The organism is Streptomyces sp. NPDC058864, from assembly GCF_042742985.1.
Classification (GTDB): Bacteria; Actinomycetota; Actinomycetes; order Streptomycetales; family Streptomycetaceae; genus Actinacidiphila.
In genome coordinates this window covers 77,853-92,801 of sequence record NZ_JBHYMQ010000020.1, presented here as the reverse complement: position 1 = coordinate 92,801, position 14,949 = coordinate 77,853, and the positions used below count along the sequence as shown (strand labels likewise).

The 14,949-nt window shown below is 70.3% G+C and carries 13 protein-coding genes and 1 pseudogene; 5 read left to right on the top strand and 9 right to left on the bottom strand.

What is annotated here, in order from left to right:
• Nucleotides 1–12: 12 nt before the first annotated feature.
• The 4 genes from grpE to ACFW3D_RS18055 form a co-directional block, all read right to left on the bottom strand.
• Nucleotides 13–660, bottom strand: coding sequence for a nucleotide exchange factor GrpE (grpE, locus tag ACFW3D_RS18070; RefSeq protein ID WP_500505133.1), 648 nt, complete (start codon nt 658–660; stop codon nt 13–15).
• On the bottom strand, nt 657–1,796 hold the full coding sequence (locus ACFW3D_RS18065) for a tetratricopeptide repeat protein (RefSeq protein WP_500505132.1): 1,140 nt from the start codon (nt 1,794–1,796) through the stop codon (nt 657–659). The genes grpE and ACFW3D_RS18065 overlap by 4 nt, the downstream gene beginning before the upstream one ends.
• Nucleotides 1,797–1,818: 22 nt before the next feature.
• A complete protein-coding gene (locus ACFW3D_RS18060; RefSeq protein WP_500505131.1) occupies nt 1,819–3,414 on the bottom strand; it encodes an Hsp70 family protein in 1,596 nt (531 codons plus the stop codon).
• A gap of 105 nt (nt 3,415–3,519) precedes the next feature.
• Nucleotides 3,520–3,924 carry a pyridoxamine 5'-phosphate oxidase family protein gene (locus ACFW3D_RS18055; RefSeq protein WP_500505130.1) on the bottom strand — a complete coding sequence of 135 codons (405 nt, stop codon included), beginning with the start codon at nt 3,922–3,924 and terminating at the stop codon, nt 3,520–3,522.
• Between the two features lie 740 nt (nt 3,925–4,664).
• On the opposite strand from ACFW3D_RS18055, the gene clpB reads away from it, so the two are divergent.
• Both clpB and ACFW3D_RS18045 read left to right on the top strand, forming a co-directional pair.
• Nucleotides 4,665–7,262 (top strand): ATP-dependent chaperone ClpB, encoded by a 2,598-nt coding sequence (clpB, locus tag ACFW3D_RS18050; protein WP_500505128.1) that lies wholly within the window; start codon nt 4,665–4,667, stop codon nt 7,260–7,262.
• A 106-nt stretch (nt 7,263–7,368) separates the two neighbouring features.
• The gene (locus ACFW3D_RS18045; RefSeq protein WP_026250857.1) at nt 7,369–7,893 is read left to right on the top strand and encodes a type III secretion system chaperone family protein; all 525 of its coding nucleotides are present in this window, start codon (nt 7,369–7,371) and stop codon (nt 7,891–7,893) included.
• Between the two features lie 109 nt (nt 7,894–8,002).
• On the opposite strand, the gene ACFW3D_RS18040 is transcribed toward ACFW3D_RS18045, so the two are convergent.
• Entirely contained in the window at nt 8,003–9,175 is a 1,173-nt protein-coding gene (locus ACFW3D_RS18040) for a pyridoxal phosphate-dependent aminotransferase (protein WP_500505127.1), read from the bottom strand.
• A 203-nt stretch (nt 9,176–9,378) separates the two neighbouring features.
• Here ACFW3D_RS18040 and ACFW3D_RS18035 point away from each other — a divergent pair, with 203 nt between their 5' ends.
• On the top strand, nt 9,379–9,894 hold the full coding sequence (locus tag ACFW3D_RS18035; protein WP_500505163.1) for a DUF2716 domain-containing protein: 516 nt from the start codon (nt 9,379–9,381) through the stop codon (nt 9,892–9,894).
• A gap of 287 nt (nt 9,895–10,181) precedes the next feature.
• On the opposite strand, the gene ACFW3D_RS18030 is transcribed toward ACFW3D_RS18035, so the two are convergent.
• From ACFW3D_RS18030 to ACFW3D_RS18015, 4 genes are all read right to left on the bottom strand, one after another.
• Nucleotides 10,182–10,601, bottom strand: coding sequence for a hypothetical protein (locus ACFW3D_RS18030; RefSeq protein WP_500505126.1), 420 nt, complete (start codon nt 10,599–10,601; stop codon nt 10,182–10,184).
• Between the two features lie 363 nt (nt 10,602–10,964).
• Nucleotides 10,965–11,408 carry an SCO4402 family protein gene (locus ACFW3D_RS18025; RefSeq protein WP_500505124.1) on the bottom strand — a complete coding sequence of 148 codons (444 nt, stop codon included), beginning with the start codon at nt 11,406–11,408 and terminating at the stop codon, nt 10,965–10,967.
• 38 nt (nt 11,409–11,446) lie between these two features.
• Nucleotides 11,447–12,682 (bottom strand): helix-turn-helix domain-containing protein, encoded by a 1,236-nt coding sequence (locus tag ACFW3D_RS18020; RefSeq protein WP_500505123.1) that lies wholly within the window; start codon nt 12,680–12,682, stop codon nt 11,447–11,449.
• Nucleotides 12,675–12,998, bottom strand: a complete 324-nt coding sequence (locus ACFW3D_RS18015) for a putative quinol monooxygenase (RefSeq protein ID WP_500505122.1) — start codon at nt 12,996–12,998, stop codon at nt 12,675–12,677. The genes ACFW3D_RS18020 and ACFW3D_RS18015 overlap by 8 nt, the downstream gene beginning before the upstream one ends.
• 194 nt (nt 12,999–13,192) lie before the next feature.
• Between ACFW3D_RS18015 and ACFW3D_RS18010 the strand changes: the two genes are divergently transcribed.
• The gene (locus tag ACFW3D_RS18010) at nt 13,193–13,531 is read left to right on the top strand and encodes a hypothetical protein (RefSeq protein ID WP_500505121.1); all 339 of its coding nucleotides are present in this window, start codon (nt 13,193–13,195) and stop codon (nt 13,529–13,531) included.
• Between the two features lie 5 nt (nt 13,532–13,536).
• Nucleotides 13,537–14,949: pseudogene (repSA, locus tag ACFW3D_RS18005) on the top strand (replication initiator protein RepSA).

Sequence of the window (14,949 nt, the reverse complement as noted above, 5' to 3'; positions counted from 1 at the left end):
GGCTCCCTCGGCTCAGGTGATGGCGTGCACGCGGACCTGCTGGGGGCGTACCACGCGGTCGCCCATGCGGTAGCCGTGGCGTACGACCTCGGCTACGTCGCCGGCGAGTTCCGGGCGCGGAGCGGGGACGGTGCCCACCGCCTCCTGGAGGGCGGGGTCGAAGCGGCCCGCGGTGACCGGGATACGGGTCATGCCGTACTTCTCCAGGAGGGTCAGCAGTTCGGCGCCGACCGAGTCGGCGAAGCCGCCGTCGACGCCGAGGTGGCGGTCGATGCGGTCCAGGAGGAGGACGAGGTCGTAGAGGAGCGGCTGCACCAGCCGGCCCTCGGCGGCCTTGCGGGTGTGGTCGAGCTCGGCGCGCAGTTCGTCCAGACCGCGGCGCCCCTCGCGGTCGTTGAGCAGCCGGCGGCGGAACTGGTCGCCGAGCGCCGCCATCTCCTCGCGCAGTCCGTCGACGGCGTCGGCCACCACCGCGAACGGGTCGGGCGCGGGCTGCTCCGCCGCCCGCGAAGCGGGGTCCGGCGCGCTCTCCTCCGGCGGCACGGGCGGCGCCGGCGGGGCCGGCGGCACCGGCGGCACCGGCGCGGCGGGTTGCGGCGGCACCTCCGGCAGGGGCGGGACCCACGGAGGCTGCGGCGGCTGCGGCGGCGGGGTGCTCATGCGCGGCTCCAGGACTGCTGCGGCGGGTTGAGGAGGTGCCGGGGGAGGGACGCGCGGGTGTGCCACCAGCGCGGTCTGAAGCCGATCCACGCGATGAGTACGACGGCCGTGGGGACCACGAACACGGCGTACGCCCTGGCCGGGGTGAGCAGCACCACGACGGCCGGGACCACGACCCAGAGCATGAGCCTGTGCCACCGCCAGGTCTTGCCCAGGGACTCGGCGGCCAGTCCCCGGTAGAACTCCAGCCGCCCCGTCAGGTCCTGATCGCCAGGGCGTACGGCCAGGCCCTGGTCGACGCAGTGCAGGATGCGCCGGGCGGACTCCGCGGACGCGACGACCAGCCGGCGGCTGACCGGGTGCGTGATCATCGCGCCCTCCGCGCGCAGCGACCAGATGCGGCTGATCTGGTCGCGCAGCCCGGTGTGGCCCGGGCTGTGCGCGAGGGCCTTCTCGTACCACGCCAGCGCCTCGTCGAAGCGGGAGGAGGCGTACAGGCCGTCGCCCACGGCGAGTTCGGTCCCGAGGTCGCCCGGGGACAGTTCGTCGGCCTTCATGTACCAGGTCAGCGCCGTGCGGTGGTCGCCGAGCGCGGTGTGGACGTTGCCGATCTGGACGTGGTTCGCGGCGTCGTCCGGGGCCAGCTGGAGCGCCCTGCGGTGCTCCTGGAGGGCGTCCTGGTACGCGCCGAGGTCCTGGTGGACGGCGCCCAGCAGCCGCCAGGCGTAGGCGTTGCGGTCGTCGTGGTGCACGGCCTGGCGCAGTTCGTACTCGGCGGCCTGGAGGTCGCCCTCCGCGATGTTCCGCTCGGCGATGCCCAGCCAGTCGCGGACACCGCCGCCCTGGGTGGGAGCGGGCATCTTCGGCTCCCGGGGCTCTTGCCCCTGCTTCCGGGAGCGGGCCAGCCGCTGGTCGTACAGGGCGCGCGCGTTGGGGTCGGTGAGCGCCTTGCGCGCCTCCAGCACCTGCCGCACCTTGTCCTCGGCCTCGCGGCGCTTGTCGGCGGTGGGGGCCTTGCTCGCCTTCCCCGCCCAGCTGCGGTGCTCGCGGTCGAGTTTCCGGCCGATCTCCTCGGCGCTGTCGCCGGTGCCGATCCCGAACTCGGAGTAGTAGTCGGGCACGTCCGTCGTGGTCATGGCGCGTCGGCTCCCGCTCCGGTCAGAGGGCCGCGGTACGGGACACGCGGTCGCTGAGCTGCTCCAGTTCCTCGCTGCCCAGGTTGTCCGGGCGCTCGACCTCGAACTCGCCGAGCCATTCGCCCGAGGTCAGGTCCTTGACCTCGACGTGGATGATGCCGTCCACGTCGTAGGCGTAGTACACCTCGAACGGCGCGCCCCTGGGGTACGGCGGGATCTTGAGGGTGCTCTCGCCGACGACCTTCACGTAGTCCAGGTCCTCGCCCTCGCCCTCGGTGACCTGCACCCGCAGCGCGGTCTGGCGTTCCCGGACCGTGTAGAAGGTGTCGCTCTCCTTCGCGGGGACCGTGGTGTTGTGCGGGATGATCACCGCGTTGTACTCCGGCGAGCGGGGGGCGTCGTCGTGCACGGCGACCATGCCGAGGGACTGCGAGGTGACGTCCTTGATCGACTTCACCCGGCCCTTGGTCAGCCGGGCCAGGCCGTCGCCCGGGGCGGACTCCACGTGGGCGCCGCTGCCGATGTACTTCTTGCGCTCGGCAGCCTGTTCGGCGCGGACCTCGGCGTCCAGAGCGATCAGCGCGGCCCCCAGGGCCACCACCTCGTCCTGGTTGACGCCGCGTTCCGCGGTCTTCCCGGACAGCCGCTCGACCAGCGCCGGGACCTGCGGCATGCGCGTGGAACCGCCGACGAGCAGCACCTTGTCGATGTCGTCCCAGCTCAGCCCGGACTCCTCCAGCACGCCCTCGGTGAGGATGCGGGTGCGGTCCAGCAGTTCGGCGGTGAGTTCGTCGAACTTCTCGCGGGTGACGCGGATCTGCTCGTGCCGGCCGCCGGCCGACAGCATGACGACCGCCTGAGGGGCGTTGGACAGGGTGCGCTTGGCGATCTCGGCCTTGTCGCGCAGTTCGGCGAGGGTGGCGGTGTCGTCGGTGAGGTCGGGGCCGCCGGCCGCCATGAAGGCGCCGTTGAGGTGCTCCATCAGCGCCCCGTCCCAGTCGAAGCCGCCGAGGTTGCGGTCCCCGTCGGTGGCGACGACGTCGTACTCGCCGTCCTCGACCTTCATCACGGTGACGTCGAAGGTGCCGCCGCCGAGGTCGTAGACGAGGACGGTGCCGACCCGCGCGTCCTCGTCCTGGTCGAGGCCGTACGCCAGGGCGGCCGCGGTCGGCTCGTTGACGATCCGCAGCACCTCCAGGCCGGCGATCCGGCCGGCGTCCTGGGTGGCCTTGCGGCGCGCGTCGTCGAAATAGGCGGGGACGGTGATCACGGCGCGCTCGACGGACTCGCCGAGCATCATCTCGGCGTCCTCCTTGAGGCGCTTGAGGATCAGCGCGGAGATCTCCTCGGGGCGGAAGGAGGTGCCGGACTCCGAGGTGTAGACGGGGGTGGGCTCGCCCATGTAGCGCTTGACGAACTGCACCACGTGGTCCGGGGCGGTGGCCGCGGAACGCTTGGCCTGCGAACCGACGACGACTACGTCGCCCTGGAACATCACCACGGACGGGGTGATGTTCTCGCCCTCGCGGTTGCGGACGATGGACGCGGTGCCGCTGCGGTCCGCCACCGCGACCGCGGAGTACGTCGTGCCCAGATCGATTCCCACAACCCGTGCCACAGCCGGGCACCTCCCCGTAGCCGTACGTCGTCCGAATCTGCCGGAGCGTCAATCATGCAGCACGCAGGGGTGTTTGGGGGACGGGATTGACGGGGCGGATGAGGCTCAGGCGCGACCCATCGCACGGGTCAGCGCGATCTCCACGACGACCCGGTCCGGGTTGGGGGCGGGGGTGCGGCCGTAGCGCTCGGCGTAGCGCCGTACCGCGTCGGCGACGGCGTCGGGGTCGGTGCTGATCCTGGCCACGCCCTCCAGCGTCGCCCACCGCCCCTTGTCGACCTGGCACACCGCGACCCGGGTGCCCTGCGGTCCGGCCGCCAGCACGTTGGCGACCTTGCGGCTCGCCTTGTTGGTGATCACCCGGGCCAGCCCGGCCTCCGGGTCGTACGTCACGCCGACCGGGACGACGTGCGGGGTGCCGTCGGGGCGGTGGGTGGTGAGGGTGCTCATGAGGTACTCCCGCCAGAAGGCGAGGTAGCCGGGTTCGGGGTTGCGGGGGTCGATGGCCATGTCCGCGAGGTTACGTCACCTTGCGGCCGCGCTCCCGGGCCCCGGCTTCCGCCCCGGTCTCAGCTGTGCGGCGTCAGGGCCACCTCGGGTGACAGCCCCGACTCGCCCTGGTCGTACCGGCCGGACGGAGACCGCGTAGTAGTAGGTCACGCCGTTGCTCGGCCCGGAACGCGATCCGGCGGCCGCCCGGCGCGGCGTGGCGGTGCAGTCGCCCTCGGAGGTCTCGTGGATCTCGGTCGGCCGCAGGCCGGCCGGCTGCCGGACCGGCAGGTGGCCGGCGCAGTACCCGGATGTCGCGCCGGCCCGGATGACGGCGACGACGGCGTAGTAGTGGTCACGGTCGGTGACGCCGGTGAGGATGAGCTGCAGCCCCGACGGGTCGGCGGCCGGCTCCGCGCCGCCCCGCCCCGGGCGTGGTCTTCTTCGGGGCGCCCTTGGAGGTGGTGTTCGCGTAGGAGGACGCGACCCGGACCCCGGTGGAGCTGGTGGTGGCCGCGTGGGCGGCGCCGGCGGGCGGCGCGAGGCGGCTCGCGCCGACGGTGACGGTCATGGTGGCGGCCCTGGCCGCCCTGATGCGTATGGACCTGTGAAAGGTCCCCTCCCCGGAGGGGCTCCGGCGAAGCGGCGGGCCGGATGGCGGGCGCTCCTTGGAAAAGCAACCTTGAGTGGAATAGACTCAACTTGTCTTACGCTGGAAAAAGCAGCTTCGATGGTGGGTCGAGAAGGAGGAGCACGCGGACGTGGACGCCGAGCTGACCAACAAGAGCCGGGAGGCCCTGAACGCCGCCAACACCAAGGCGGTCTCGGCCGGGCATGCGGACCTGACTCCCGCGCACCTGCTGCTGGCGCTGCTGGAGCAGCCGGAGAACGACAGCGTGCTGGACGTCCTCGCGGCGACCGGCGCGGACGCCGCCGCGGTGCGCTCCGGCGCCGAACGGCTGCTGGGCGGACTGCCCAGCGTGCAGGGCAGTACGGTGGCGCCGCCGCAGGCGAACCGCGAACTGCTCGCCGTGATCGCCGACGCGGCACGGCGGGCGAAGGAACTCGGGGACGCGTACGTGTCCACCGAGCACCTGCTCATCGGCATCGCCCTCAAGGGCGGGGCCGCCGGTGAGCTGCTGGGACAACACGGTGCGACCGGCAGTCGGCTGCAGGACGCCTTCGAGCAGATCAGGGGAGGTCAGCGCGTGACGACACCCGACCCCGAGGGCACGTACAAGGCGCTGGAGAAGTACGGCACGGACTTCACCGCGGCGGCCCGCGAGGGCAAGCTCGACCCGGTGATCGGCCGGGACAACGAGATCCGGCGCGTGGTGCAGGTGCTCTCGCGGCGCACCAAGAACAACCCGGTGCTCATCGGTGAGCCCGGCGTCGGCAAGACCGCCGTCGTCGAGGGCCTGGCGCAGCGCATCGTCAAGGGCGACGTGCCCGAGAGCCTGCGCAACAAGCGGCTGGTCGCCCTGGACCTGGGCGCGATGGTCGCGGGCGCCAAGTACCGCGGCGAGTTCGAGGAGCGGCTGAAGGCCGTACTGGCGGAGATCAAGGCCAGCGACGGCCGGATCATCACCTTCATCGACGAGCTGCACACCGTCGTTGGCGCGGGCGCCGGCGGCGACTCCGCCATGGACGCGGGCAACATGCTCAAGCCGATGCTGGCCCGCGGCGAGCTGCGGATGGTCGGCGCGACCACCCTCGACGAGTACCGCGAGCGGATCGAGAAGGACCCGGCCCTGGAGCGCCGCTTCCAGCAGGTGCTGGTGGCCGAGCCCAGCGTCGAGGACACCATCGCGATCCTGCGCGGTCTGAAGGGACGCTACGAGGCGCACCACAAGGTGCAGATCGCCGACGCCGCCCTGGTCGCGGCCGCGACCCTCTCCGACCGCTACATCACCGCCCGCTTCCTGCCCGACAAGGCCATCGACCTGGTCGACGAGGCCGCCTCGCGGCTGCGCATGGAGATCGACTCCTCGCCGGTCGAGATCGACGAACTGCAGCGTTCCGTCGACCGCCTCCGCATGGAGGAGATGGCCCTGGAGAAGGAGACGGACGAGGCCTCCAAGCAGCGCCTGGAGAAGCTGCGCAAGGACCTCGCCGACAAGGACGAGGAGCTGCGCGGTCTGACCGCCCGCTGGCAGAAGGAGAAGGAGGGCCTCAACCGGGTCGGCGAGCTCAAGGAGCGCCTGGACGACCTGACCACCCGGATCGAGCGCGCCCAGCGCGACGGCGACTTCGAGGCCGCGTCCAAGCTGCTGTACGGCGAGAAGCCGAAGCTGGAGGAGGAGCTCGCCGAGGCCACCGAGGCCGAGGAGGTGGCCAAGCGGGGCACCATGGTCAAGGAGGAGGTCGGCCCGGACGACGTGGCCGACGTGGTAGCCGCCTGGACCGGCATCCCGGCCGGCCGCCTGATGGAGGGCGAGACCCAGAAGCTGCTGCGCATGGAGGAGGAGCTCGGCAAGCGCCTGATCGGCCAGAGCGAGGCCGTGCGCTCGGTGTCCGACGCGGTGCGCCGCTCGCGCTCGGGCATCGCCGACCCCGACCGCCCGACGGGCTCCTTCCTCTTCCTCGGCCCGACCGGCGTCGGCAAGACCGAGCTGGCCAAGGCGCTGGCGGACTTCCTCTTCGACGACGAGCGGGCCATGGTCCGCATCGACATGAGCGAGTACGGGGAGAAGCACTCCGTCGCCCGCCTGGTCGGTGCCCCGCCCGGCTACGTCGGCTACGAGGAGGGCGGTCAGCTGACCGAGGCGGTGCGCCGCCGCCCGTACTCCGTGGTGCTGCTGGACGAGGTGGAGAAGGCCCACCCCGAGGTCTTCGACGTCCTGCTCCAGGTGCTCGACGACGGCCGGCTCACCGACGGCCAGGGCCGTACGGTCGACTTCCGCAACGCCATCCTCATCCTCACCTCCAACCTCGGCAGCCAGTACCTGGTCGATCCGGTGCTCGGCGCCGAGGAGAAGAAGGAGAGCGTGCTGGAGACGGTGCGGGCGTCCTTCAAGCCCGAGTTCCTCAACCGGCTCGACGACATCGTGGTCTTCAGTGCCCTGAACAAGGACGAGCTGCGCCGCATCGCCCGGCTGCAGACCGACCGCCTGGCGCTCCGGCTGCGCGACCGGCGGATCGCCCTCGACGTCACCGACGAGGCCCTGGACTGGCTCGCCGAGGAGGGCAACGACCCCGCCTACGGTGCCCGTCCGCTGCGCCGCCTGGTGCAGACCGCCATCGGCGACCAGCTGGCCCGGGAGATCCTGGCCGGCGAGGTCAGGGACGGCGACACGGTGCGGGTCGACCGGGTCGGTGACCAGCTGCTGGTGGGCGCCACCACCGGCAAGACCCTCTGAGGCCTCCCGCGGGAATCCCACGCGAATGGGGCACGGCGGGCCGCGCTTGCACGGAGCGGCCCGCCGTGAGGGAGGATGGGTGTATCCGTACGAAGGGAACTCCAAGGTGAGCATCGACCCGTCCTCGATTCCGAATTTCGGGGGCCAGCCGGACCCCCAGCCCGGCTCTGCCGGGAACGTGGTCATTCCTGACCAGGATCTGGTCAAGCAGCTGCTGGAGCAGATGGAGCTCAAGTACGTCGTCGACGAGGAGGGCGACCTCGCCGCGCCGTGGGAGGAGTTCCGCACCTACTTCATGTTCCGGGGTGAGGAGGACCAGCAGATCTTCGCGGTCCGCACCTTCTACGACCGGCCCTACAGCATCGAGGACAAGCCTCAGCTGCACGAGGCGCTCGACGACTGGAACCGCCGCACCCTGTGGCCGAAGGTCTACACCCACACTCACGACGACGGCACGGTCCGTCTGATCGGCGAGGCCCAGATGCTGATCGGCCTCGGCGTCGGTCTGGAGCACTTCGTCTCCAGCACCGTCAGCTGGGTCCGGGCCTCCATCGAGTTCGAGAAGTGGATCCTCGAGGCCCTCGGACTGGAGAAGGACGCGGAGTCCACGGACGACGACGGCGAGGACTGAGCCCGCCCGCACGGGCGCACAGGACCCCACGTGAGCGGCCCGTCCGCCACGCGACCGCCGATGAGCGGGCGTGTGCGGGCGGGCTGCCGTTTTCCGCCCCCGCGCCGCCTCAGAGCCGGCGCAGTCGCTCCACGCTCTCCCGCAGCACGTCCTCGCGCTTGCAGAAGGCGAAGCGCACCAGGCTGCGGCCCTCCTCGGTGTCGTCGTAGAAGATCACGTTGGGCACCGCCACGACCCCGCAGCGCTCGGGCAGCGCCCGGCAGAACGCCAGGCCGTCCTTCTCGTCGAGCGGCCGGATGTCGGTGGTCACGAAGTACGTCCCCTCCGGGCGGAAGACCCGGAACCCGGCCTCCTCCAGGCCGTCCGAGAGCAGATCCCGCTTGCGCCGCAGGTCCTCGCGGAAGTCCCGGTAGTAGGCGTCGGGCAGCCGCAGCGCCTCGGCCACGGCGTACTGGAACGGCCCCGCGCTCACGTACGTCAGGTACTGCTTGGCCGCGCGCACGGCGTTGACCAGGGCGGGGGCGGCCGTCACCCAGCCGACCTTCCAGCCGGTGAACGAGAAGGTCTTGCCCGCGCTCGAGATGGTGACCGTGCGGTCGCGCATCCCGGGGAAGGACGCGAGCGGTACGTGCTCGGCCCCGTACGTCAGGTGCTCGTAGACCTCGTCGGTGACCACGATCAGGTCGCGCTCGACGGCCAGCTCCGCGACGGCCGTCAGCTCCTCGCGGGTGAGGACCATGCCGGTCGGGTTGTGCGGGCTGTTGAGCAGCAGCAGCCGGGTCCGCGGGGTGACCGCCGCGCGCAGGGCGTCCAGGTCGGGGCGGAAGGACGGCGCGCGCAGGGTGAGCGGGACGCGCCGGGCGCCGGCCATGGCGATGCAGGCGGCGTACGAGTCGTAGAAGGGCTCGAAGGCGATCACCTCGTCTCCGGGTTCCAGCAGTCCGAGCATGGCGGCCGCGATCGCCTCGGTGGCGCCCGCGGTGACCAGCACCTCGGTGTCGGGGTCGAAGCCGAGCCCGTGGAAGCGCAGCTGGTGCTCGGCGACGGCCTGGCGCAGCTCGGGCACGCCGGGCCCGGGCGGGTACTGGTTGCCGCGGCCGTCGCGCAGCGCGCGCACGGCGGCCTCGCGCACCTCCTCGGGGCCGTCGGTGTCCGGGAAGCCCTGGCCCAGGTTGATCGCGCCGGTACGGACGGCGAGGGCGGACATCTCGGCGAAGATCGTGGTCCCGAACTCGGCGAGTGCGCGGTTGAGCGGGGGTCGCGAGGAGGTCATGACCGCCATCCTCCGCCGAACCTCTGGACTTCCTCTACTTCCGTCCGGGGGATGGCACCTGCGACGGCGTTCGGAGCACCGCCCCTGAGCAGGGGATGGGGCGTCGGCGACTGTCGTCATCTGTCGTCGTTGGCTACCGCCGCACGGCCCAGAGACGGCCCCGTAATGGTGCCCTCCTTGCCGGGCGACACCCGCTTTAGGATCGACCCGTGATGGACGAACCCGTTACCGCACTGTCAGAGTCCGAGTACCGGCAGGTCTGGGACCGCTTCTACGCGGAGTTCAACTTCCAGCCGAGTGTGAGTTCGCTCAAATGGCCAGCCATCAAGGAGCCAGCCGAGTCAGTCACCTGGAGCCTGGCGACCCTTCCCGATGAACCTGGCTACGAGAGTCTGGACCGCCTAGTCGAGGTGGTCCAACAGGGGCTGGCCTCGTGCGTCGACGTGCACGGCACGCTGTTCGCGCTGGACTGGCAGCACACGTCGTACCGCTTCACTCCGCATGAGGTCGGCGGTCCTGAACAACCGGCTTGGCCACTGAGTCCGTACCCAGACGGGGACTACTACATCTTCCTTTCGCAAGACTTCCGTATGGGCAGCTTTGGGCACCCGTGGGAAGAGTCCCTCTGCCTGTTTGGTGATGTATTCCTCGACGCTGTATCGACGGAGGTCGATGGTCTTCTTGGGCCGCCGATCCGTCGCGCCGGCAAGGCAGTAGACGCCACTTGAGCTTGAGTAGGGTGCCAGGGGGGAGCGGACCTGCGGCAAACCGACCCTGTCACCGCTGTTCCCCGTGGGTCCCCGTTCGGCACTGCCTCACCTGGCACGACTGTGGCACGCCCGGCCTGATCCCCTCGATGCGAACTATGGGCGCGACGGTCGCTGAGGTCTGCTGGGGATGTCAGGCGGTTTCCTGGAGCGGGCGGCGGTCGGTTGTGGGCGCGGAGGTTGCTGTACTCCGCTGCTGTACAGCACTGTCGCGCCACCGTTTAGGAGCGGGGGGCACGGCCCTGGGATCAGCGGGGTCCAGAGAGAACCTTGATCGCAAAGGGGCGATAGTCATCGTTGCTGTTCTCGGCGACGTATCCGAGCGCTTGCAACATGGACAGGATCGCTGACGCCATCCGTTCGTGAACGTGCCCTGCAGCCCGGATCACTGATTGGTTCGGCTTCCCACTCTGATGAGCTTCGAGGCTCGCACGGCGGAGAGCAGGATGTACGCTCCAGTGGAGCCAGATCCCGCCCGCGGCATCATCGAACGCGTCTACTTCGATATCCAGCCCGCCAGCCGCTGTCTCCCAATCTGGCGCCTCACGGTTGTACAAAGTGAGCCCGAATTGGCCCAGATCCTCCCCCACTGCTTCGGCGAGCTCCCGAAGACGGTCGGCCTCGCTTGGGGTGAGTGGTCGCAGCCCCCATTCGTTCTCTTCGATCACGGGGCAACCGTACAGCGGAGGTCGGCGTAGCGGCTTTGGGCAGGAGCCGCCATGGGGCGAGAGATCGGGGGCCCGTAAGCTCGCCGCGACTCGGGCAGCACCTCGGCTGCCCGCAATAGCCCGAAGTGGGCCCCCGATCTTCGAGGCTCGCCCCATGGTGGCTGCGTAAAGCCGCGGAGTTGACCGCCCCGGCCACAGCGGGTCTCCCCTCGGCCCCACCCCTCGCCGTCTGGCGGGCGGCCGGCGGCCGGGCCGGAGCGGGGCGCAGACAGGAGCGTCGGCCCGAGGCGCCGGGCCGCGCGCCGCCGCGCTCTGCGCGGCGGGAGCGTCTTGATGAGGTAGAGAAATCCGTAACAGTGCAGCTCAGTTGGTTGTGTGTCCGATACCGGGGGATGCGCCCTGCTGAGACCGTTCCTCGTGCAGCAGAACCGCAGCCTGGAGATCGTTGGTCACCATCACCTGAGCCAGCTTGGCCGCGATTGTGATCACCGGAGCCCAGTCAGGACTATCCAGATAGTCCTGGTCCGGTGCCATGTGGCCGACTTGGTCTTGCACGATGGAGTAGGCCTCGCCCAGTTCTTTCATGAGCGTGACTTCCTCCTCCGTACGCAGACTCTTGCCCAGCCACGGGGCAGGGTCGTCCGCGTTGCAGAAGTCGTCGAAGAGCACGTGGATCACGTAGTCCAGATCTTCGAGTCCCTCCGGCCGCAGCCACACATCGCGCTGCCAAGACGGGCTCGCGAGCGCCAGGACCGCTGGCACAACGTGGAGTCGGAAGACTGGGAACTCGATGCCGTGGTCTGTCACGTCGCGAGCCTAGTGACGTGCTGTATCGCCAGGAAGCCTTACGCGATCGCCATGCGGTCAGCGAGCCCTGCCAAGGGTTCGGGGACTCGGTGGCCGGAGAACTGGAGGAGGTCGCGGACTGCTTCGCGGGCCAGGTGGTGGGAGTGGACTTGTTCGGGGGCTAGGGTTTCGGCTTCGAGGAGTGCGGCGGTGGCCTCGCCGACGTGTCGCCGCTGCGCGTGCGCTCGCGCCACGTCAACCAGGAAACGTGCCTGTCGCTCCGGGGACAGTCCTGTGGGGTCGATGTGTTCGGCTACGTCCAGGGCCATGCCGGCGTCGCCGAGGTCGACTGCGGTGCTGACGGCGTGGATCTCGACGTTGGTGGGGCCGAACTCGGTGTCGAAGTCGTTGCGGTCGGCTCCGTTGGTGGCGGCGATACGCCGTGCCTCTTCGATGTGGGCGTGGGTGGCGGAGCGGGCTCCCTCACGGGCGCTGATCACGGCCATGACCAAGTGCATGGCTCCCAGGAGCGACCTCTCCTCCGGGGGGCTGGCGTCTGCTTGGCTGCGAGGTGTCAGCACGTTGATCGCCGACATGGCGGCTTGTTCGGCCTGATCGGTGCGCTGCTGCCTTATGAAGGCGTGAGCCAGGCGGAAGAGACCCGCAACGACTTCCAGCGGTTGGCCGGCGCGTTCAGCTGCCTGGAGTGCCCGGTCGGCAGCGACCCATGCGGCATCCGGCTCGTCCTGGCGCACGAAGCTTGCCGCGGCTACCTGGTAGGTCCGCGCCAGTAGGGCGTGAAGTTCCGCGCGTTCGGCTTCGGGACCGTGGCGTACGGCGGCTTCGAGCTGCGGCAGCAACTTGGAGAGCCGGTCGCTCAGTGCCGCGTAGCTCGCCGCATGGGCAAGCTCCCACAGTTCGTCGACGTGCCGGTGGAAGTCGTCGAGTGAGGGCTCCGGGCAGGCGGTGATCTGCCCGAAGAGGCTTCCCAACGAGGGGTGTCCGGTCAGGGCGACACGCAGCCCGTCGAGGTCGTTGCTCTGCGGCTGCTGCTCGGGTTCGGGTTCGGGCGCGATCTCGGCTTCCGGGCGCAGTTCGCGCACCGGCACGCCGAGGGCGTCGGCGAGGGCTTGGAGCACCGACAGGCGCTCGATCGGCTGGACGCCGCGCTCGACTTGGGAGACCCAGCTTTCGGAACGGCCCATCTCGGCCGCCAGGTCGCGCTGGGACAAGCCTCTCTTGCGGCGCAGCTCGGCGACCCGCTGGCCTGCGGTGCGGTTGTCGGCGTCACTCACCGGGGGCCTCGGTCGGGTACTTGCCGGCGTACGGGGCCATGAAGTCGACCTCGGTGTGCGCCACGTACTTGTCGCGCTCGGACAGGAAGTGCTTCGTGTGGCCCTGGCGCTCGTGCTCGTCGAAGGCGGCGCGGTCGGCGTACAGCTCGAAGAAGATGCGCTGATCCGGGGCGCCCTCGACCTCGTGGCAGGCGTAGACGAGAGTTCCGGGCTCCTTCGCGCGAATGGCGGCGGTGGTCTCACGCACCAGGGCGTCGAAGCCCTCGGCTCCGCCTTCCTTGAGCGTGAACCGTACAAACAGCGCGAAGTTGCTCATCTTTCCTCCTCGATGCCGGATTCCCAGCATCGCAGAAGTGTAGATCTACTACTAGTCGCAGCTTTTCTATTGACCCGCAGTTTTTCTGCGAGTAGCTTCGGGTTACTGCTCGGCTACATGACCACGCCCCGTGCGGCGCGCTCTCTGCCAGGATCACGACGCCGCCCGGGGCTCCCACAAAGGGAGCCTTCATCATGCCTGCATCGCTCGCTGTTCGTCCCCGTCTCGCCGCCGCTATCTGCGGTAGCTGCCAGGGCTCCGGTGAAGAGATCGACAACGACGGTTCGCTGACCGGCCTGCCCGGCGTCGTCCTCCCGTGCGGGGAGTGCCGCCTCCACAACCTGCACGACCGGCCCGGCGAGCACTGCCCCTGCTGGGTACCGACCTGGGACCACGACGGCGGCCACACCGGCTGGGTGCCGATCCCGCTGAACTACATCGAAGACGACGGCCCGCTGTTCACGGCCTGCATGCGCCACAACACCGCCGTCCGCGCCGCCCTGTTCACCGGCCCGCTGGCGGTGGTCGCGTGACCTTGATGCCTGTTGCCCCGGCGGTCGTGGCTGACGCTGCGGCCGCCTGCGGCACCGATCCCCGCACGCTCCTCGACGCGCTGCGGCTGGCCAATGATCCCGGGTTCGAGCGGTGGCGGGAACAGGTCCAGCGCACCGGGGGCTGTGCCGACCCGATCCACCTGCAAGGACTCACGGTCACCCGGGACGCCAAGTCAGGCGACGTCCTCTACTCGTACTCGACCGACGGGGAGCCGGGGGGCCGGTTACGGGTGGCGTGCGGCAACCGCCGGGCATCGCGCTGCCCCTCGTGCGCCTGGACCTACGCGGGCGATACCTTCCACCTGATCCGGGCGGGGCTGACGGGGGATGAGCGCAAGGACGTGCCGGTGGCGGTCCGCACGCATCCGAAGGTGTTCGCCACGCTGACCGCGCCGTCGTTCGGGCCTGTCCACAACCGCCCCGACACCGGCCGCTGCCGCTGCGGCGTCGCCCACGCCGAGCACGACCCTGCGATCGGCACTCCGCTCGATCCGGAGCGGTACGACTATGCGGGTGCGGTGCTGTGGAACAACCACGCGGGCGACCTGTGGCGGCGCTTCACCATCTACCTGCGCCGCGAGATCGCCGCCCGCACCGGACTCTCCCAGAGCGCCATGAAGGAGGTCTGCCGAGTCTCCTTCGGGAAGGTCGCTGAGTACCAGAAGCGCGGGGCCGTGCACTTCCACGCGATCGTCCGTCTCGACGGCCCCGGCGGTCCGGAGGAGGTTCCGCCGTCGTGGGCGAGCGTCGCTTTGCTGGATGCCGCGATCCATGCCGCTGCTGCTCGGGTCTCGGTTCCGGTCTCGGCCGCCGGCACTCTCCCGGCCCGGGAGCTGCGCTGAGGTTCGCAGGTCGATGTCCGCCCGATCGGCACGGATGACGGGCAGGAGCTGACCGAACAGGCTGTCGCCGCGTATGTGGCCAAGTACGCCACCAAGGCCGCTGAGACCACCGGCACCGTAGACCGGCGGGTCGGGAACCGTGAGGCCCTGGACCTGTTCGACCTGCCCGCGCACACCCGGCGGCTGATCGAAGCCTGCTTCGACCTCGACCCGCACTACCCGGACCGCAAGCTGCGCGCCTGGGCTCACATGCTCGGGTTCCGCGGCCACTTCTCCACCAAGTCCCGCCGCTACTCCACCACCCTTGGGGCGCTGCGCCAGGTCCGCGCCGACTACCGCGCCCACCAGGAACGGCGTGAGCGCGGGCTTCCCGACCCCGATGACACCTTGGAGGGCTCCACGCTCGTGCTCGCCCACTGGACCTACGCCGGACACGGCCACACGCCCGGTGAATCCTGGCTCGCCGCCTCGATCGCTCGGGACATCCGGATCAACCGCGACACCGCCCGCGAAGCCCTCGCCGACCTACCCGACGACGAAGCGGGGGAGTGGTGA